A 17,776-nucleotide genomic window follows, 5' to 3' on the forward strand; every position below is an offset into this window, starting at 1 on the left:
CGCGCGGATACCGGTCAGGCCGGGGCGAACAGCGGTGCGCCGCCGGAACTCTTCGCCGGCTGGACCTGCACGGCCATTCCGCAGATCACCGAATCTGGTTCGCAGTCGACAATATTGGCGGCGACACGCAGTCCGGGCTGCTCACTGAGCTCGATCAGGGCGATGACGTACGGCGTCGGGATCTCCGGGTTGTACGGGTGATGGTTGACCGTGTAGGTGAACACCGTCCCTCGTCCGGAGACCGGTTTCGCCGTCAGCTCGGCTCCGCAATCCCGGCAGCTACCGGTCGCGGGATGCACCCAGCGCGCGCAGTCGTCGCAGTGTTCGACGAGCAGCGGGGAGGTGGTTGGCTCGGTTGTCACGGGCAATACAGTACGCTCTACCGGATCCCTTCTCAGATGCGCGCGACGGACGGTGCCGATGGAGTACTTCGAAAAAGACGCGATCCTGTCCGGCATCGGTATTTCCCGAATCGGGCGTCGCACCGGCATTGCGGGACGGGAATTGACCTTGGAGGCGGTGCGCGCCGCCATCGGCGACGCCGGATTGCGGCCCACCGACATCGACGGCATCGCCACGCTGGGTGACACGCCTGCCGCCGAGGTCAACGCCGAACTGCAGATCGAGGCGGGGGACTGCGGTAGCGGGTTCGGTACCGGCGGCCTGCTGAGTCCGGTGATGTCGGCGTGCCGTGCGGTCGCTGAACGACGTGCCCGCCATGTGGTGATCTACCGGACCATCCAGATGCTGGGCGGCACCGTGTTGCAGCAGGACAAGGATGCGCCGGCTCCGCCGCTGGCACGCATGTTCGAGATACCCGAAGGTGCGGACGCCCCCGCGGTCGGTGCGATGGACGACATCAACGATCTCATTGCGGCGCATGCCTATTCGGCGGCAAACTGGCTGGCGCTGAATTGTCGTAGGCACATGGAGCTGTACGGAACCACCAAGGAGCAGCTGGGCTGGGTCGCTCTCAACGGCCGTCGCAACGCGGCGCTGAATCCTCGGGCGGTGTATCGCGCTCCGATGACGATGGCCGACTACCTGGGTGCGCGCCTGGTGTCCACACCGTTCGGACTACTGGATTGCGATGTGCCCATTGACGGTTCGATCGCGGTGGTGGTTTCGCACGCGGAGTACGCCGACGACTGTCCGCACCGCGCCGTGCGCGTGGCGGCGATCGGCGGTTCCGACGGGGCGGGCGGCTGGTTCCACCGTGCCGACTATCCCAAGATGGCGATGTCGGATGCGACCGCCCAGATGTGGTCGCGCACCGAACTGACGCCCGACGACATCCAGGTCGCACAGCTGTATGACGGATTCACCTACCTGACGCTGGCCTGGCTGGAAGCCATCGGAGTGTGCGGCGACGGCGAGGCCGGTCCATTCGTCGAGGGCGGCGCCCGCATCGCCCGCGACGGCCAACTGCCGCTGAACACTTACGGGGGCCAGCTCTCCGCCGGGCGCATGCACGGCTATTGGGCGTTGCACGAAGCATGTCTACAGCTGCGCGGCGAGGCCGGGGAGCGTCAGGTAGCGCAGCGTCCCGAAGTCGGGGTGGTGTCGGTCGGCGGCGGTCCCGTCGCGGGATGCATGTTGCTGACCTGCTGAGGCTCGGCTATTGCGGAACCGCGGTGATCTCCGGGTCGATCGGGACACTCGGCGTCACTTTGTTGCAGCCGGTTGCCAACAGCGCATAGGCTGCGAAAAGCACGGCTGCAATCGCGGTCGCGACCTTTTTCCTGGTCCTCATCTTCCTGACCTTTCCTTGTCCGCATATTGGTTCTTCGACGAACGCGTTTGATGTTAGCGACGGTGTCGAAAAGCATTGGCACTTTGGAAATATTGCCTCCCTGGCGTGTGCCAATAGCTGAATTTCTTTTCCGGGTTTCTCCGTCCGGCAACTACATTCGCTAGTTATCTGGCAGTCGAATATCCAATATCACCAGTCGGATCCCACGTCCTTGGGCAGGTCTCGCACAGCGCGATAACGGCGGCACGGTGGGCGAAAAAACTTGCGTCTGACGGTCGTGGCGGTCTAATGTCACCGATCGTGCATCTTCTCGAGTGTGCCGTAGTAGCCAGCACCCGCAGCGGGGTCTGATCCAGACCGACCCCCCGCTGTGGGTCGGACGCTACTACCGTCGGTCGCTCCTTCGAGCCAGAGAAGACCGGCATCATGACGCTTTCCACTTCCATCGATCTGCCCGACAAATGGGCTGACGCCTGGTTCGAGGACCACTTCGGTGTCTCCCTACCGCGCGGCCTGCGCGAACAGGCCACCGCTACGTCCTGGGCGGACTTCGCGGCCACCTACGGTCCGACGGCCGGGCCCCTGCGCCTCGGGCAGTGGGCATGCACCGACCCGCAGCGCCGGACCACCCGGTTGGGTCCGCAGGCCCGCAACTTCCGCGCGGTGATCGCAGTCGGCGACCGCATCAGCACCTCCGAAGCGTCGGCGAGCGGACCCGTCGCAGCGCTCACGGCGATGCTGCACGCGCGCGGAATCATGGTGGAAACGTTGAACTTTCACCAAATCAGCGCGGGCGGCGACACGGTCACCTTCGTCTACGGCACCAATGGTGCCCGCGCGGAGTGGGCGATGGGCTGGGCGCCGGACCCGATTCAGTCGGCGCTGCGGGCGGTGATCGCGTGCGCCAACCGGCTGGCGGGCTGATTCACAGCGGGCGCAGAACGATATGCATTCCGTCCATCGGGACGGGCATGCCGCCGTAGTCCCAGCGCGGCTGGTAGCCGGGGTGGGGAAGTTCCAGGCGGTAACGGCGCAGCAGCCGGTGCAGGATCGTCTTGACCTCGAGCTGGCCGAACACCATCCCGATGCACTTGTGGGCGCCACCGCCGAACGGAGTGAACGCATACCGGTGTCTCTTGTGCTCGTTGCGTGGCTCGGTGAACCGCTCGGGGTCGAATTTCATTGGGTCAGTCCAGAATTCGGGCAGGCGGTGATTCATTCCGGGGAACGCGGTGACGTTGGTGCCCTTGGGCAGGTAGTAACCCAACAGGTCGGTGTCGCGTACGGTCTGGCGCATCGCCCATTGCACGGGCGTCACCAAGCGGATCGACTCGTTAAGCACCAGGTCGAGCGACTCCAGTTTCTCCAGCGACTCGATATCCAGCGGTCCGTCACCGAGCCGGTCGGACTCGTCGCGGCAGCGCTGTTGCCATTCCGGATGTTTGGCCAGGTAGTAGATCATCGTGGTGGCCGTCGAGGTGGACGTATCGTGGGCGGCCATCATCAGGAAGATCATGTGGTTGATGATGTCGTCGTCGGAGAAGCGGTTGCCCTCTTCGTCCTCGGTCTGACACAGCACGCTTAGCAGGTCGTTGCCTTCTTTGCCGCGCTGCTCTTTGACCCGGTCGGCGAAGTAGTTCTCCAGCAGCTCGCGGGCCTTGATGCCCCGCCACCAGGTGAACGGTGGCACCGCGGTTCGGATCACGGCGTTTCCGGCGCGGGTGGTCGTGGTGAACGCCTTATTCACCTTCGTGACGAGTTCGTGGTCGGTGCCGGGTTCGTGGCCCATGAACACCATGGAGGCGATGTCAAGGGTGAGCTCCTTCATCGCCGGGTAGAGCAGGAAGCGCGAGTCGTCGGTGACCCAGTCGTGGGAGACAACCTGCGACACGACCTGATCGATGTGCTCGACGTAACCGACCAGCCGGGAGCGGATGAACGCCTCCTGCATGATCCGGCGATGAAACATGTGCTCTTCGAAATCGAGGAGCATCAGACCGCGACGGAAGAACGGACCGATCACCGGCGTCCAACCCTGCTGCGAGAAGTCCTTGTTGCGGTTGGAGTAGATGGCCTGCGCGGCGTCGGGGCCCAGCGCCACGACGAACGGCATCACCGGTGAGTCGGCGAACACCACCGGGCCCTTGTTCTCGTAGAGGAACATCAGGTAGTCCGGACCGCCACGCAGCATCTCGATCATGTGCCCCAGGATCGGCAGTCCTCGGTCACCGACCACGGGTTGCAGCCCGCTGCCCGGTGGGGGATCGGCGAGCTGTGTCTCCGGAAACTGGACATCTCGCAGCTTGCGTTCGATGAGGCCCATGCCGGGGAAATTGTTGAACGACGGCGTCAACCGTCGCTGAGCTTGATCAAGCAAGTACGCGGGGGTGCTGATGGTGGCTCTGCTTGTCACCATTGACATGCTCCTTTACCGGCTGTGGCGGCCGTCACTGTCGTCTATATTTCGGGATGAAGTTGACGCCTGTCAAGTTTTTCTTCGGGGCGGCATGATGCAATGGTCGAGTGGTGATCGACAGTGAATAGCAACGCAGCCGGTCAGGACGACGCCGGCCCCGTCCTGCGCCGGCGCGGCGACAAGCACCGGGTGGCGATCATGCAGGCGGTCCGCGACCTGCTCCAGGAGAGGCCGTTCTCCGAACTCTCGGTCAGCACCATCAGCCTGCGGGCGGGCGTGGCCCGCTCGGGTTTCTACTTCTATTTCGATTCCAAATATTCGGTGCTGGCGCAGATCCTGGCCGAGGCCGCCGAAGAACTCGAGGAGCTCACCCAGTATTTCGCGCCGCGCCAGCCCGGCGAGTCCCCGGAGCAGTTCGCCACCCGGATGGTCGGCAGCGCCGCAGTGGTTTACGCGAACAACGACCCGGTGATGACTGCATGTAATGCGGCGCGCCAGAACGACGTCGAGATCCGCGAAATTCTCGACAAGCAGTTCGAGATGGTGCTTCGTCAGATCGTCGCCGTCGTCGACGCGGAGGTGAAAGCCGGGACTGCGCAGCCCATCAGCGACGACCTTCCGACGCTGATCCGCACCCTGGCAGGGACCACCGCGCTGGTACTGACCGGAGACCCGATCCTGGCCGGGCACGACAATGACGTTGAGCGACGTGTCCGGGTGCTCGAGCAGTTGTGGCTCAACGCGCTGTGGGGCGGACCAGCGCGGTAGTCGCCAGGACCGCCGGTAGGGTCACGTCCATGGGCGATTCCGGAGATTATTTCGCGGGAAAACGGTGTTTTGTCACGGGTGCGGCCAGCGGGATCGGACGCGCCTGCGCACTACGGCTGGCCGCGCACGGCGCAGAGCTGTTCCTGACCGATCGCGACGCGGACGGCCTGGCCCGCACGGTCGCCGATGCCCGGGCCCTCGGGGCACAGGTCCCGGCGTACCGGGTGCTGGACATTTCCGACTATGACCAGGTGGCCGCCTTCTCCGTCGACATCCACACCACGCACGGCAGCATGGACGCGGTGTTCAACATCGCCGGAATCTCGGCGTGGGGGACCGTGGACCGGCTCACGCACGACCAGTGGAGCAAGCTGATCGCGATCAATCTGATGGGGCCGATCCACGTCATCGAGTCGTTCGTTCCACAGATGGTCGCGGCCGGTCGGGGCGGGCACGTGGTGAACGTGTCATCGGCGGCCGGGATCGTCGCACTGCCGTGGCACGCGGCCTACAGCGCCAGTAAGTACGGGCTGCGCGGATTGTCCGAAGTGCTGCGATTCGACCTGGCCAAGCATCGCATCGGGGTGAACGTCGTGGTGCCCGGTGCTGTACAGACGCCGCTGGTCAACACGGTTGAGATCGCCGGCGTGGATCGCGACGACCCGCAGGTCGCGCGCTGGGTCGACCGGTTCAGTGGGCACGCCGTGTCCCCGGAGCGGGCCGCCGAGAAAATCCTGGCCGGCGTGGCTAAGAACCGCTACCTGATCTACACCTCGCCGGACATCCGGGCGCTGTATGCGTTCAAACGGCTCGCGTGGTGGCCCTACAGCGTGGCGATGCGCCAGGTCAACGGCATCTTCACCCGCGCGCTGCGGCCGGGCCCGCCGACCCGGGGTCTTTAGTCCGGCGGCATGTCGAGTTCCAGACGCACCCCGAGCAGTCGGACCGGGCGGTCCAGTTCGAACAGGTCCAGGACGCGCAGCGCGGCCGCGATGATCGCGTCGGCGTCCGTGCCGGGCTGATCGAGCTTGCGGATCTTGGTGCGGGTGTAGAACGTCGAGGTACGCACCGTGACCGCGACACGTGTCACGACGCGCGACTCGGCGACCACGTCGTGGAGCGTTTGCCGGGCCAATTCCGTTATCGCCGAGTCCATTTCGGACCGCTCGGTGAGGTCCTGCGGGAAAGTGACCACATGACTGCGTGAGCGCGGCACCCAGGGTTCTGCGCTGACCTCGGTATCGCCGCCGCCCTTGGCCAGCAGCAGCAGCCCCAGACCGGTGCGCGGCCCGAAGGTCGACGCCAGCAACTCACCGTCGCTGTGAGCCAGCTGCCGTACCGACGTAATCCCGAGGGCGGCAAGCTTTTTCGCAGTCTTTGGGCCAACCCCCCAGAGCGCGTCGACGGGACGGTCGGCCATCAACGTCATCCAATTGTCGTCGACCACCGTGAAAATCCCGGCCGGCTTGGCGAAGCCGGTGGCGATTTTGGCGCGTTGCTTGTTGTCGCTGATGCCGACCGAGCACGACAACCCGGTCTCGGCCAGGATGACGCCGCGAATCTGCGCGGCCACCGCATCGGGGTCGCAAGCCGGGTTCAGACCCACGTAGGCCTCGTCCCAGCCCCATACCTCCACGGGATGTCCCAGATCCCGCAGCAAACCCATCACCTGATCGGACGCCTCGTCGTATGCGGCGGGATCCGACGGGAGAAAGGTGGCGTCCGGGCAGCGCCGGGCCGCGGCGCGCAGCGGCATGCCCGCGTGCACGCCGAATTCGCGCGCCTCATAGGAGGCGCAGGTGACCACCTTGCGTGGTTCGGTCGGGTCGCCACTGCCGCCGACGATCACCGGCAGCCCCACCAGCCCGGGGTGACGACGCAACTCGACCGAGGCCAGGAACTGGTCGAGGTCTACATGCAGGACCCAACGCGCAGGCATCCTCGACCGGTCACCGCCCGCACAGCTTGGCGGCCAGACTCGCCCATGCGTCACCCAAGGTCTGCTCGGTGTGGCCGCCGGCGGTGAGCTGATGTTCGACGTAATCGACGGCGAGCAGGGCCAGTAGGGCGTCGGTCTGAGCGTTGAGGTCACCGCTGGTGTGTGCTGCCTCCAGCAATACCTGGACGTGCCGGCGCTGCACCGCCGCCGCACCCACCCGGCGGGTGTGGGGGTCGCGGTTGGCGGCCGACAGCAACTCGTGATGGGTGTGGACGAAGCAGATCCGTTCCCGGCCGAAGGCGATCAGCCGTTCCAACGGCGGCGCATCGGGTCCCAGCGGCGGAGGTCCGAACAGGAAAGCCTGCTGGCTGGCCTTCTCGTCCTCGTCGAGCAGCACCATCATCAGGCCGGCCCGGTTGCCGAAGCGCCGGAACACCGTGCCCTTCCCGACGCCGGCCGCAGCGGCAACGTCGTCCATGGTGACCGCGTCGGCACCCCGTTCCCGGACCAGTTGGCGCGCCGCCGCGAGCAGCAGCGCGCGGTTGCGTGCGGCGTCGCTGCGCTCCTGCTGCGGCTGTTGGAGGGCTGCCTCCGGCACATCGCCCAGCACCTCGATACCGGTCACCGTTGCAATGCTAGCGCGTCGGGAATAAATCGGACTAAAGTCCGTTTATCTCGTGCAAGGATGTAGACCAGTCAGCGAAGGAGACGACGAAGTGGCAGAGATCAAGATCTTGACCCTGGTCGGCAGCTTGCGCGCGGAATCAATCAACCGCCAGATCGCAACGTTGGCCGCGCAGGTGGCCCCCGCGGGCGTCACCGTCACCGTGTTCGACGGGTTGGCCGACGTGCCGTTCTACAACGAGGACATCGACCCCGTGATGGGCGCGGCGGGCGAGGAACACCCGGCGGTCGCTGCGCTGCGCGCCGCCGCCGGCGAGGCCGATGCTGCGCTGGTGGTGACCCCGGAATACAACGGTTCCATTCCCGCGGTCCTGAAGAACGCGATCGACTGGTTGTCCCGGCCGTTCGGCAACGGTGCATTGAAGGGCAAGCCGCTGGCGGTGATCGGCGGGTCGCTGGGCCAGTACGGCGGGGTGTGGGCACACGACGAGACCCGCAAGTCGTTCGGTATCGCCGGGGCGCGCGTCGTGGAGACGATCAAACTCTCGGTGCCCTTCAAAACCCTGGGCGGCAACCCGCCGGCCGCGAACGCGGAGCTGTCGGCCGGCGTCTCCGACGTGGTGGGCAAGCTCGCTGCCGAAGTCAGCTGATTCGACAAACGCTCTAGTCAAAGCCGTCGGCGGGCTGCGTCGGCGGCTTTGCTGACGCAGTGGCTGCGGAGCTGGCGGCCCCTAGTTGTCGGTGGCCACTGATATACCTCTGTGCATGTGCCAGCTCTCTACACCGGCCGCAGAAGTTGTGATTTGCGACACGCCGACGACACGCCCGACTCAGGCTTACGACCTGCGAATTTCAAGAATGTTGTTTCGAACATCTTGTATCTCTTCGTCGAGTGACCCCCTAGGTGTAGTGTTCCGAGGACCGGCAGATCCCAGGTTCAGCGGGTCCCGACCAGCGAGTGAGGGCACGTTGAACTTCCCGGAATCGGCGTCCGCGGGTCATTCGACCCGGAGTTCGCAACACGGGAATCTGGGGGCCTACCGGGGCGCTATACATAGTGCCGAAGTGCCACCAACGTCGTTGCCAGTCCCGATTACTTCCCACTTCCGCAAAGGAGCGGTACGCCCATGAGCATCACCGTTTACAGCAAGCCGGCATGCGTGCAGTGCGTCGCCACCTATAAGGCGCTGGACAAGCAAGGCATCGCCTACGAGAAGGTCGACATCAGCCTGGACACCGAGGCCCGCGACTACGTGATGGCGCTGGGCTACCTGCAGGCGCCCGTCGTCGTGGCGGACAACACGCACTGGTCCGGTTTCCGGCCCGACCGCATCAAGGCGCTCGCCGAATCGGCCATGAGCGCGTAGCGATAGACCGTCGAGTAGGAAGGGTTGCGGTTCTCATGGATGTCGCGGGGCGCAACCTGGTGTATTTCTCCTCCGTGTCGGAGAACACCCACCGCTTCGTGCAGAAGCTGGGTGTTCCCGCCACGCGAATCCCGCTGCATGGACGCATAGAGGTCGACGACCCGTATGTGCTGGTGCTGCCGACCTACGGCGGGGGCCGGGCCACGCCGGACATCAACGACGGCGGCTACGTCCCCAAGCAGGTCATTGCGTTTCTGAACAACGAGCACAACCGCTCCCTGATCCGCGGCGTCATCGCCGCGGGCAACAACAACTTCGGTATGGAATTCGCCTACGCCGGCAATGTGGTGTCCCGCAAGTGTGGCGTTCCGTACCTGTACCGCTTCGAACTCATGGGCACCCAGGACGACGTCGACGCCGTCCGCGCGGGCCTGGCTCAATTCTGGAAGGAACAGACGTGCCACCAACCGTCACTGCAGAGCCTGTAACCGCCGGCCCGCACGCGTCGCAGATCAACGAAACGGATTACCACGCGCTCAACGCGATGTTGAATCTGTACGACGCCGACGGCAAGATTCAGTTCGATAAGGACATCCTGGCGGCGCGCCAGTACTTTCTGGAGCACGTCAACCAGAACACCGTTTTCTTCCATAACCAGGACGAGAAACTTGACTACCTGATTCGCGAGAACTATTACGAGCGTGAGGTTCTCGACCAGTATTCGCGCAACTTCGTCAAGACACTGCTGGACCGCGCCTACGCTAAGAAGTTCCGCTTCCCGACGTTCCTGGGTGCATTCAAGTACTACACGTCCTACACGCTGAAGACCTTCGACGGGAAGCGCTACCTGGAGCGTTTCGAGGACCGCGTGGTGATGGTGTCGCTGACCCTGGCCGCGGGTGACACCGCGCTGGCCGAGAAGCTGGTCGACGAGATCATCGACGGACGGTTCCAACCGGCCACACCGACGTTCCTGAATTCAGGGAAAAAGCAACGCGGAGAGCCGGTGTCGTGCTTTCCCGCCGGAACACCAGTGGATACGCCCGACGGTCCACGCGCCATCGAGATGCTGCGGGCAGGCGATCGGGTGCTGTCCCACGACGGGTCCTTCTCCGTCGTCGAGTCTCTTATCGAGAATCCGAATGACCAGGCGTTGATCTCGATCTCACACTTCGGGCATAAAGAACCAATCATGTGCACGCCGGAGCATCCGATTCTGGTGTGGACTTCGCGCGATGTGCAGACACTCATTGACGGCGACGGTGCGGACCCGTTCAACGGATTTGTCTGGTTGGCCGCCAAAGACATTCATCCCACCGATTTCATCGTGACGGCAGCTCCGCTGGAGGGACGGCCGCGACGGACCTATGACTTGATGGAGTACGTCGGCGAGGGCGAATACGAAGAAGTCGACGGTCTGATCCGCAAGGTCAACACCGATAAGAAGCATCGCAACAAGCAACGTCATCACATGCGATTCGTTTCGGTGAATCGCTACGTTGAAGAGTCCTACGAACTTGGCCTGCTGCTCGGTTGGTATGTCGCCGAAGGCCACATCTCCAAGCGATCGGGTCCCGCAGGACGGCTTCCCAATGGCATCCACTTCACCATCGGCACGCACGAGCTCGAATACCAGCAACAGCTCGCGGTGGCTTTCAAGCGGGTGTTCGCCACGGATCTTGCCGTCCATCAGAGCTTGTCGGATCAGTCGGTGCGGATGATCTGCAATAGCAAAGTGATTGCGGCGCTGTTCCTTTCGCTGGTTGGCACGGGATATCACCTGAAGCAGTTGTCCCACGACGTTTTAACGGCAGACGAAGAGTTTCAACGTGGATTGCTGGCTGGGTTGTTCCGCGGTGACGGGTGCAGCACCCAGGGCGGCATGGTGCTCGACCTGGTCAATCCGAATCTGGTCGATCAGGTGCAGCTGCTGCTGCGCCGAAACGGGATCATGTCCAGGGTCCGCCAGTACGTCAACCAGTCGGGCAATGTGACCGGTCAGGTGTTTGTGCCCGGACTGCCCGGCACCAACGAGGACTTCATCTTCGACGTCGGCAAGAATCTGTATAACTATGTCGGCCAGAAAGGGACGTCCCGCACGACTTATCAGGTTGTGCTCGGGCGGCACGTGTACGGAATCCGCCATGTACGGCAGACCAAGGACGTTCCCGCGAAGGTCTACAACCTGCATGTCGAGGACACGCACACCTACACGATCCGCGGCACCGTCGTGCACAACTGCTTCCTTCTTCGCATCGAAGACAACATGGAGTCCATTGGGCGCTCCATCAACTCCGCGCTGCAGTTGTCCAAGCGTGGCGGCGGAGTCGCGTTGTTGCTGACCAACATTCGCGAACACGGCGCTCCGATCAAGAACATCGAGAACCAGTCCTCGGGTGTCATCCCGATCATGAAGCTGCTGGAGGACTCCTTCTCCTACGCGAACCAGTTGGGTGCGCGTCAGGGTGCCGGCGCGGTGTACCTCAACGCGCACCACCCCGACATCTACCGCTTCCTGGACACCAAGCGGGAGAACGCCGACGAGAAGATCCGGATCAAGACGCTCAGCCTGGGCGTGGTGATCCCCGACATCACCTTCGAGCTGGCCAAGAAAAACGAGGACATGTACCTGTTCTCGCCGTATGACGTCGAACGGGTCTACGGGCAGGCGTTCGCCGACATCTCGGTGACCGAGAAGTACTACGAGATGGTCGACGACGCCCGCATCCGCAAGACCAAGATCAAGGCGCGCGAGTTCTTCCAGACGCTGGCCGAATTGCAGTTTGAGTCCGGCTACCCGTACATCATGTTCGAGGACACCGTGAATCGCGCCAACCCCATCGAGGGCAAGATCACGCACTCGAACCTGTGCTCGGAGATCCTGCAGGTCTCCACGCCGTCGCTGTTCAACGAAGATCTGTCGTATGCCCATGTGGGCAAGGACATTTCGTGCAACCTAGGTTCGTTGAACATCGCCAAGACGATGGACTCGCCGGACTTCGCCCAAACCATCGAGGTGTCGATCCGGGCGTTGACCGCGGTGAGCGACCAGACCCATATCACCTCGGTGCCGTCCATCGAGCAGGGCAACAACGACTCGCACGCGATCGGGCTGGGGCAGATGAACCTGCACGGGTACCTGGCGCGGGAGGGCATCTACTACGGCTCCGAAGAAGGCATCGACTTCACCAACATCTACTTCTATTCGGTGCTCTACCACGCGCTACGGGCCTCGAACCGGATTGCGATCGAACGTGGAACGCACTTCAAGGGATTCGAGAAGTCCAAGTACGCCTCGGGCGAGTTCTTCGACAAGTACACCGAGCAGGTGTGGGAGCCGCAGACCGAGAAGGTGCGCCAGCTCTTCGCCGACGCCGGCATCCGCATTCCCAACCAGGACGACTGGAAACGGCTCAAGGAGTCGGTGCAGCAGCACGGCATCTACAACCAGAACCTGCAGGCCGTCCCGCCCACCGGCTCGATCTCCTACATCAACCACTCGACGTCGTCGATCCACCCGATCGTGTCGCGGGTGGAGATCCGCAAGGAAGGCAAGATCGGCCGCGTCTACTACCCGGCGCCGTACATGACCAACGACAACTTGGAGTATTACCAGGACGCGTATGAGATCGGCTACGAGAAGATCATCGACACCTACGCCGCGGCCACCCAGCACGTGGACCAGGGATTGTCGCTGACGCTGTTCTTCAAGGACACCGCCACCACGCGTGATGTGAACAAGGCGCAGATCTACGCCTGGCGTAAAGGCATCAAGACGCTGTATTACATCCGGCTGCGGCAGATGGCGCTGGAAGGCACTGAGGTGGAGGGTTGCGTCAGTTGCATGTTGTGACGCCGGCGCGGAGCGTGCGGTTCACGACGTAATGCCGGTGTGTCCCGTCGCCCGGTGCACGCTCGGCGGCGGGAACGTCGAGTCTGCCCAGGTCAACCGAGGCCACGCGGTAAAGTGCTGGACGTGGTGAGAGTGCCTCGACCATCGTTGCCGCACCCCGGCCCGAAGCCGGCGGTGAAAGTCGACGCGCGCAGCGAGCGTTGGCGCGAACACCGCAAGAAGGTGCGCAGCGAAATCGTCGAGGCGGCCTTCCGCGCCATCGACCGCCTGGGCCCCGAGCTCAGCGTGCGGGAGATCGCCGAGGAGGCCGGCACCGCCAAGCCGAAGATCTACCGGCATTTCGCCGACAAGTCCGACCTCTTCCTGGCCATCGGTGAGCGCCTGCGCGACATGCTCTGGGCGGCGATCTTCCCGTCCATCAACCTGGCCACCGACTCGGCGCGACAGGTCATCCACCGCGCCGTCGAGGAGTTCGTCAGCCTGCTCGACCAGCACCCCAACGTGATGCGGGTGTTCATCCAAGGCGGTTCCAGCGCGCAATCGAAGGCGACGGTGCGCACCCTCAACGAAGGCCGCGAGATCACGCTGACCATCGCCGAGATGTTCAACGACGAACTGCGGGACATGGAACTCAATAAGGCGGCGATGGAACTCGCCGCGTTCTCCGCGTTCGGTTGCGCGGCGTCGGCCACCGAATGGTGGCTGGGTCCCGAGCCGGACAGCCCGCGGTCGATGACGCGCGAGCAGTTCGTCGCGCAATTGACCACCATCATGATGGGCATCATCGTGGGCACCGCCGAAACCATGGGCATCGCGATGGACCCCGACCAGCCAATACACGCGGCACTGCCCGCGGCCCTTCCGTGAGCCGGCTCGCGCCGACGTTGACATCGCGGTAGCAATCGACAAGACTCGAAATACCCGATACCCCGGGTACTGGGTATCTGCGGTTCGCCGTTGACCGAGTCGATCCGGCTGGTTTCGGGCAGACCACAACAGGAAAGATCAATAACCATGACCGACGTCGTGACCCCGGCAGTAGACGAATCCGGCAAACCCAAGTCCGACAAGCCGCCCGTGCACACCCGTGTCGTCATCATCGGCACCGGCTTCTCCGGGCTGGGCATGGCGATCGCGCTGCAAAAGCAAGGCGTGGATTTCGTGATCCTGGAGAAGGCCGACGACATCGGTGGCACCTGGCGGGACAACACTTACCCCGGCTGCGCCTGCGACATCCCGTCGCACCTGTACTCGTTCTCCTTCGAACCCAAGCCGGACTGGAAGAACCCGTTCTCCTTCCAGCCCGAGATCCTGGACTACCTCAAGGGCGTCACCGAGAAGTACGGACTGCGTCGCCACATCGAGTTCAACGCGCTGGTCGACCGCGGCCACTGGGACGACGACGAGTACCGCTGGCATGTCTTCACCGCCGACGGGCGGGAATACGTTGCGCAGTTCCTGGTGTCGGGGGCCGGCGCGCTGCACATCCCGTCCTTCCCCAACATCGACGGCCGCGACGAATTCATCGGCGCCTCTTTCCATTCCGCGGAGTGGGATCACAGCGTCGACATCACCGGCAAGCGGGTCGCGATCATCGGCACCGGCGCCAGCGCGATCCAGATCGTGCCCGAGATCGTCGGGGACGTCGCCGAACTTCAGCTCTACCAGCGCACCCCACCGTGGGTGGTGCCGCGCTCCAACCCAGAAATTCCGAAGGCGTTGCGCGCCGCGATGCAGAATGTGCCGGGGCTGCGCGCGCTGGTGCGCCTGGCCATCTACTGGGGACAGGAGTCGCTGGCGATCGGGATGACCAAGCGGCCCAATGTGCTGAAATTCATTGAGGCGTACTGCAAATGGAACGTCTTCCGATCGGTGCGCGACCGCGAACTGCGCCGCAAACTGATCCCGAACTACCGCATCGGGTGCAAGCGCATCCTGAATTCGTCCACCTACTACGCCGCGCTGTCCAGCCCGAACGCCGAAGTGATCACCGAGGGAATCGCGCGCATCACTCCCGACGGGATCGTCACCGAAGACGGCCGGGAACGAAAAGTAGACGTGATTGTGTACGCCACCGGCTTTCACGTCACCGACTCCTACACCTACGTCGACATCAAGGGTCAGCATGGGGAGGATCTGGTGGACCGGTGGAACCGCGAGGGGATCGGCGCGCATCGCGGCGTGACCGTCGCCGACGTGCCGAACCTGTTCTTCCTGCTGGGCCCCAACACCGGGCTGGGCCACAACTCGGTGGTCTTCATGATCGAGTCGCAGATCCGCTACGTGGCCGATGCAATCGCCACCTGCGACAAGAAGGGTGCCCAGGCGCTGGCCCCCACTCGGGAAGCGCAGGACCGGTTCAACGACGAGCTGCAGGAGAAGCTGACCCACTCGGTGTGGAACACCGGAGGTTGCGCCAGCTGGTATCTGGATGAGCACGGCAAGAACACCGTGTTGTGGGGCGGTTACACCTGGCAGTATTGGCGGGCCACCCGGTCGGTGAAACCGGAGGAGTACCAGTTCCTCGGCGTGGGCAAGGGCGGCGCGGGCAAGGGCAGGGGCAAAGACGCCCGCCGCGCCCTCAGGGCAGCCGGCTGAGCAGGTCCCCGAAGGCCTGCGCGGCCGCGTCGACGCCGTCTTCGTCGTCGGTGGCGACGAGATCCAGCAACAAGCCGCGGATGACGGCCAGACCGAGACGGGCCATGGCGGGCTGCTCGGCAGCCGGGTCCACCTCGGTCAGCCAGCCGTGTACCGCGTCGGGAATCATTGGCGCGAAAGGCTTTTCGCCCTGGGCGGCACGCGAGTAGCACTCGAAGAACAAGCGTTCCAGCCGTCGTAGCTCGGGCCGGCGAACGTCGGCCCACATCGCCGCGAAACCCGCGGCGGGACTGCTTGTCGGCAGACCCGGCAGCACGCCCTTTTGCCGCCGTTCCACCTCCTCGACCACGCAGACCAGCATATTTTCCCGAGAACCGAAGTGGTGCAGCAACATTCGATGACTGGTGCCGACGGCTGCGGCGACGTCGCGCAGGGACCGGTCACCAACTCCGTGTGCCGCGAATTCCTCGACCAGCGCGTCCAGTAGCTCGCCGCGCCGGTGCAGGTCAGGCGTGCGGGCCATGCGCGCGGCTGCGCTCCTCGGCCCGACGTTTGAGGCCGGTGGCCTCCATATCGAGATAGCGCCTGGTCAGATCGGCCATCAAGCGGCCGACCAAGGCGCCGAACACACCTCGCTGATCGATCTGCTGGCGCACCAGGGTGCCGCCGCCGGGTCGGGGGACGACGTCATGGCGAGCGGCGGCGAGCGCGCCGGGGGCGCGTTGCTCCCAGGTCCAGGACACGCCGGGATCGATTTCAGTCACCTGCCAGACGAGTTTGGTCATCCGCGGTTGTTTGATCGCAAACCGGCTGCCGACCGCGAGGCCAGGTCCGTCCAGCCCGACCAGGGAGGTCACCGAATCGGTCCAGTCGGGCCAGCGTTCGACGTCGCTGAACACGTCCCAGACGATTTCCGGGGACGCATCGATCTCGACACTGTGTTCGGTAAACATGTACCAAATGGTACACGCTCTGCTGGGTAGTGCCCAGGCCGGCAGGCCGTGTTGGTCCGCCCGGCAGCGGGTACTACCCGCAGGTGATCCGAAAGCTTTGCGCCGGTTTGGCTTTGCTCATGGTGGCGGCTTGCGGGCACAGCAGCGTCGCCCCGCCGTCCACGGGCATGACCACCACCGGCCTCCTGCCGGCCGGGGTCCCCACCGAAGGCAGCCGGCCGCCGGCTGCAAAGCTGCCGACCGCAGCCGAACCGCTGCGCGCACCCCCGGTCGCCGCGGATACGCCCATCGGTCGCACGATCCCGGTGGGGCGCACCGCCGAGGGCATCGTGGTGGACGCTTCGACGCGCACCGTCGCGGTAGCCACCAGCGATCCGAACCAGCTGGTGCTGCTCAACGCGGACTCCGGCGAGATCACCGGCCGAATTCCGTTGCCGGGCAGAGTTCGTCATCTCCAGTTGGCGGCCGCGGGCGGTCCGGTGCTGGTGCCGGTCGAGTCGGCCGACGCGTTGGTCCGCGTCGACCTGCCGCTGGGGCCGGCGCACGCGCCGATCCGCACCGGGACCGAACCACACGATGCCACCGCGGCGGCCAATGGGACCGTCTTCGTCGCCAACGAACTGGGCGGGACGATCGCGGTCCTGCGTGGTGAGCAGATCGTGAAAGTCTTCACCGACAGCGTCCAACCGGCCGGCGCTGCCGCGGTCGGCACCGCGGTCGGGGTGCTGGACGTGCGCAAGAACGACCTCACCGTCTACGACGCCGACCGGCTGACCATCGCCGGATCCACCCCGGCCGGTGCCGGACCGACTCACCTGGTCGCCGACCGGCATGGACGCATGATCGCGACCGATACCCGCGGCAACGCAATCCGGGTATTCACCCCGCTGCCGACGCCGCGCCAGGTGGCCGGCATCGACCAACCCGGCGGCCCCTACGGGATCGCCTACGACTGGTCGCGGGACCGACTCTGGGTGGCGTCGTCGGGCACCAACGAAGTCGTCGGCTACGACATGAGCACAACGAACCCCGTTGTGGTGCAACGATTTCCGACTGTGCAGAATCCGTACAGCCTGGCCGTCGACGCGGCCACCGGCCGATTGTTCGTCGCCGGGGCGTCCGGTGGCGTCATGCAGATCATCGACTCGGGTTGAACGGCCCGGGGCGGGGTACGCCAGACGGGTCGAGGGGAGGCGACCATGACGATCGACGGATCGACGATGAACTTCGTGCGCCGCGGGTCAGGGCAACCGCTGCTGCTGGTCCACGGCCTCGGATCCAGTTGGCGCAACTGGGAATCCGTGCTTCCGCAGCTGTCGGTGCAACGCGAGGTCATCGCGTTGGACCTGCCCGGATTCGGCGACAGCCCACCGCTGGCGGGGGAGACGACCATCGCGTCGCTGACCGATGCGGTGCAGGCCTTCATCGCCGCGCACGAGCTGGGGGACATCGACGTCGTCGGCAGTTCCATGGGTGCGCGAATGGTGCTGGAAATGGCCCGTCGT

Annotated in this window: 18 protein-coding genes and 3 pseudogenes; 14 read left to right on the forward strand and 7 right to left on the reverse strand. The window is 64.5% G+C overall.

Annotated features, from left to right (window positions below; translation table 11 throughout):
- Positions 1–14 precede the first annotated feature (14 nt).
- Positions 15–368: a Zn-ribbon domain-containing OB-fold protein gene (locus AC5Y5Z_RS12855; RefSeq protein WP_463827755.1), complete on the reverse strand. Its 354-nt coding sequence runs from the start codon at positions 366–368 to the stop codon at positions 15–17.
- 52 nt (positions 369–420) lie between these two features.
- Between AC5Y5Z_RS12855 and AC5Y5Z_RS12860 the strand changes: the two genes are divergently transcribed.
- Positions 421–1,611 carry a thiolase family protein gene (locus AC5Y5Z_RS12860; RefSeq protein ID WP_499925441.1) on the forward strand — a complete coding sequence of 397 codons (1,191 nt, stop codon included), beginning with the start codon at positions 421–423 and terminating at the stop codon, positions 1,609–1,611.
- A 7-nt stretch (positions 1,612–1,618) separates the two neighbouring features.
- On the opposite strand, the gene AC5Y5Z_RS12865 is transcribed toward AC5Y5Z_RS12860, so the two are convergent.
- A complete protein-coding gene (locus AC5Y5Z_RS12865; protein WP_463827757.1) occupies positions 1,619–1,753 on the reverse strand; it encodes a hypothetical protein in 135 nt (44 codons plus the stop codon).
- A 426-nt stretch (positions 1,754–2,179) separates the two neighbouring features.
- On the opposite strand from AC5Y5Z_RS12865, the gene AC5Y5Z_RS12870 reads away from it, so the two are divergent.
- Positions 2,180–2,677 (forward strand): homocitrate synthase, encoded by a 498-nt coding sequence (locus tag AC5Y5Z_RS12870; RefSeq protein WP_499925442.1) that lies wholly within the window; start codon positions 2,180–2,182, stop codon positions 2,675–2,677.
- A 1-nt stretch (position 2,678) separates the two neighbouring features.
- Here the strand turns inward: AC5Y5Z_RS12870 and AC5Y5Z_RS12875 are convergent, their stop codons facing one another.
- Positions 2,679–4,169 (reverse strand): cytochrome P450, encoded by a 1,491-nt coding sequence (locus AC5Y5Z_RS12875; RefSeq protein WP_473139003.1) that lies wholly within the window; start codon positions 4,167–4,169, stop codon positions 2,679–2,681.
- A 120-nt stretch (positions 4,170–4,289) separates the two neighbouring features.
- On the opposite strand from AC5Y5Z_RS12875, the gene AC5Y5Z_RS12880 reads away from it, so the two are divergent.
- Both AC5Y5Z_RS12880 and AC5Y5Z_RS12885 read left to right on the forward strand, forming a co-directional pair.
- A complete protein-coding gene (locus AC5Y5Z_RS12880) occupies positions 4,290–4,937 on the forward strand; it encodes a TetR/AcrR family transcriptional regulator (protein ID WP_473139002.1) in 648 nt (215 codons plus the stop codon).
- Positions 4,938–4,966: 29 nt separating this feature from the next.
- Positions 4,967–5,839, forward strand: a complete 873-nt coding sequence (locus tag AC5Y5Z_RS12885) for an SDR family oxidoreductase (RefSeq protein ID WP_463827761.1) — start codon at positions 4,967–4,969, stop codon at positions 5,837–5,839.
- Here the strand turns inward: AC5Y5Z_RS12885 and AC5Y5Z_RS12890 are convergent.
- Positions 5,836–6,876, reverse strand: coding sequence for a DNA polymerase IV (locus tag AC5Y5Z_RS12890; RefSeq protein ID WP_499925444.1), 1,041 nt, complete (start codon positions 6,874–6,876; stop codon positions 5,836–5,838). The genes AC5Y5Z_RS12885 and AC5Y5Z_RS12890 overlap by 4 nt on opposite strands.
- A 10-nt stretch (positions 6,877–6,886) precedes the next feature.
- A complete protein-coding gene (locus tag AC5Y5Z_RS12895) occupies positions 6,887–7,501 on the reverse strand; it encodes a TetR/AcrR family transcriptional regulator (RefSeq protein WP_499925446.1) in 615 nt (204 codons plus the stop codon).
- 91 nt (positions 7,502–7,592) lie between these two features.
- Between AC5Y5Z_RS12895 and AC5Y5Z_RS12900 the strand changes: the two genes are divergently transcribed.
- From AC5Y5Z_RS12900 to AC5Y5Z_RS12935, 8 genes and pseudogenes are all read left to right on the forward strand, one after another.
- A complete protein-coding gene (locus AC5Y5Z_RS12900; RefSeq protein WP_499925447.1) occupies positions 7,593–8,150 on the forward strand; it encodes an NAD(P)H-dependent oxidoreductase in 558 nt (185 codons plus the stop codon).
- Between the two features lie 477 nt (positions 8,151–8,627).
- Positions 8,628–8,867 (forward strand): redoxin NrdH, encoded by a 240-nt coding sequence (locus AC5Y5Z_RS12905; protein ID WP_463827765.1) that lies wholly within the window; start codon positions 8,628–8,630, stop codon positions 8,865–8,867.
- A 35-nt stretch (positions 8,868–8,902) separates the two neighbouring features.
- Entirely contained in the window at positions 8,903–9,355 is a 453-nt protein-coding gene (gene nrdI, locus AC5Y5Z_RS12910; RefSeq protein WP_463827766.1) for a class Ib ribonucleoside-diphosphate reductase assembly flavoprotein NrdI, read from the forward strand.
- Positions 9,325–9,885, forward strand: a pseudogene (locus AC5Y5Z_RS12915) (ribonucleotide reductase N-terminal alpha domain-containing protein); the annotation flags it as partial. The gene nrdI and the pseudogene AC5Y5Z_RS12915, both read left to right, overlap by 31 nt.
- A pseudogene (locus AC5Y5Z_RS12920) lies at positions 9,874–11,079 on the forward strand (LAGLIDADG family homing endonuclease); the annotation flags it as partial. The pseudogenes AC5Y5Z_RS12915 and AC5Y5Z_RS12920, both read left to right, overlap by 12 nt.
- 24 nt (positions 11,080–11,103) lie before the next feature.
- A pseudogene (gene nrdE / locus AC5Y5Z_RS12925) lies at positions 11,104–12,720 on the forward strand (class 1b ribonucleoside-diphosphate reductase subunit alpha); the annotation flags it as partial.
- A gap of 123 nt (positions 12,721–12,843) precedes the next feature.
- Positions 12,844–13,587: a TetR/AcrR family transcriptional regulator gene (locus AC5Y5Z_RS12930; RefSeq protein ID WP_463827767.1), complete on the forward strand. Its 744-nt coding sequence runs from the start codon at positions 12,844–12,846 to the stop codon at positions 13,585–13,587.
- Positions 13,588–13,734: 147 nt separating this feature from the next.
- On the forward strand, positions 13,735–15,318 hold the full coding sequence (locus AC5Y5Z_RS12935; RefSeq protein ID WP_473138999.1) for a flavin-containing monooxygenase: 1,584 nt from the start codon (positions 13,735–13,737) through the stop codon (positions 15,316–15,318).
- Here the strand turns inward: AC5Y5Z_RS12935 and AC5Y5Z_RS12940 are convergent.
- Both AC5Y5Z_RS12940 and AC5Y5Z_RS12945 read right to left on the reverse strand, forming a co-directional pair.
- Positions 15,302–15,841 carry a TetR/AcrR family transcriptional regulator gene (locus AC5Y5Z_RS12940; RefSeq protein ID WP_463827769.1) on the reverse strand — a complete coding sequence of 180 codons (540 nt, stop codon included), beginning with the start codon at positions 15,839–15,841 and terminating at the stop codon, positions 15,302–15,304. The two genes, AC5Y5Z_RS12935 and AC5Y5Z_RS12940, sit on opposite strands and share 17 nt — an antisense overlap.
- A complete protein-coding gene (locus AC5Y5Z_RS12945) occupies positions 15,825–16,271 on the reverse strand; it encodes an SRPBCC family protein (RefSeq protein ID WP_499925449.1) in 447 nt (148 codons plus the stop codon). The genes AC5Y5Z_RS12940 and AC5Y5Z_RS12945 overlap by 17 nt, the downstream gene beginning before the upstream one ends.
- A 167-nt stretch (positions 16,272–16,438) precedes the next feature.
- On the opposite strand from AC5Y5Z_RS12945, the gene AC5Y5Z_RS12950 reads away from it, so the two are divergent.
- Both AC5Y5Z_RS12950 and AC5Y5Z_RS12955 read left to right on the forward strand, forming a co-directional pair.
- Positions 16,439–17,425 carry a YncE family protein gene (locus tag AC5Y5Z_RS12950; RefSeq protein WP_499925451.1) on the forward strand — a complete coding sequence of 329 codons (987 nt, stop codon included), beginning with the start codon at positions 16,439–16,441 and terminating at the stop codon, positions 17,423–17,425.
- 45 nt (positions 17,426–17,470) lie between these two features.
- The coding region (locus AC5Y5Z_RS12955; RefSeq protein ID WP_499925453.1) for an alpha/beta fold hydrolase at positions 17,471–17,776 on the forward strand (306 nt) is incomplete at its 3' end.

This window comes from Mycobacterium sp. NGS29 (genome assembly GCF_059812965.1).

Bases quoted from the DNA above. Each gene is read 5' to 3' on its own strand.
- AC5Y5Z_RS12875 (WP_473139003.1), bottom strand. From the start codon at position 4,169: ATGGTGACAAGCAGAGCCACCATCAGCACCCCCGCGTACTTGCTTGAT.
- AC5Y5Z_RS12865 (WP_463827757.1), bottom strand. From the start codon at position 1,753: ATGAGGACCAGGAAAAAGGTCGCGACCGCGATTGCAGCCGTGCTTTTC.
- AC5Y5Z_RS12940 (WP_463827769.1), bottom strand. From the start codon at position 15,841: ATGGCCCGCACGCCTGACCTGCACCGGCGCGGCGAGCTACTGGACGCG.
- AC5Y5Z_RS12860 (WP_499925441.1), top strand. From the start codon at position 421: ATGGAGTACTTCGAAAAAGACGCGATCCTGTCCGGCATCGGTATTTCC.
- AC5Y5Z_RS12870 (WP_499925442.1), top strand. From the start codon at position 2,180: ATGACGCTTTCCACTTCCATCGATCTGCCCGACAAATGGGCTGACGCC.
- AC5Y5Z_RS12905 (WP_463827765.1), top strand. From the start codon at position 8,628: ATGAGCATCACCGTTTACAGCAAGCCGGCATGCGTGCAGTGCGTCGCC.
- AC5Y5Z_RS12885 (WP_463827761.1), top strand. From the start codon at position 4,967: ATGGGCGATTCCGGAGATTATTTCGCGGGAAAACGGTGTTTTGTCACG.
- AC5Y5Z_RS12950 (WP_499925451.1), top strand. From the start codon at position 16,439: ATGACCACCACCGGCCTCCTGCCGGCCGGGGTCCCCACCGAAGGCAGC.
- AC5Y5Z_RS12945 (WP_499925449.1), bottom strand. From the start codon at position 16,271: ATGTTTACCGAACACAGTGTCGAGATCGATGCGTCCCCGGAAATCGTC.
- AC5Y5Z_RS12935 (WP_473138999.1), top strand. From the start codon at position 13,735: ATGACCGACGTCGTGACCCCGGCAGTAGACGAATCCGGCAAACCCAAG.
- AC5Y5Z_RS12890 (WP_499925444.1), bottom strand. From the start codon at position 6,876: ATGCCTGCGCGTTGGGTCCTGCATGTAGACCTCGACCAGTTCCTGGCC.
- nrdI (WP_463827766.1), top strand. From the start codon at position 8,903: ATGGATGTCGCGGGGCGCAACCTGGTGTATTTCTCCTCCGTGTCGGAG.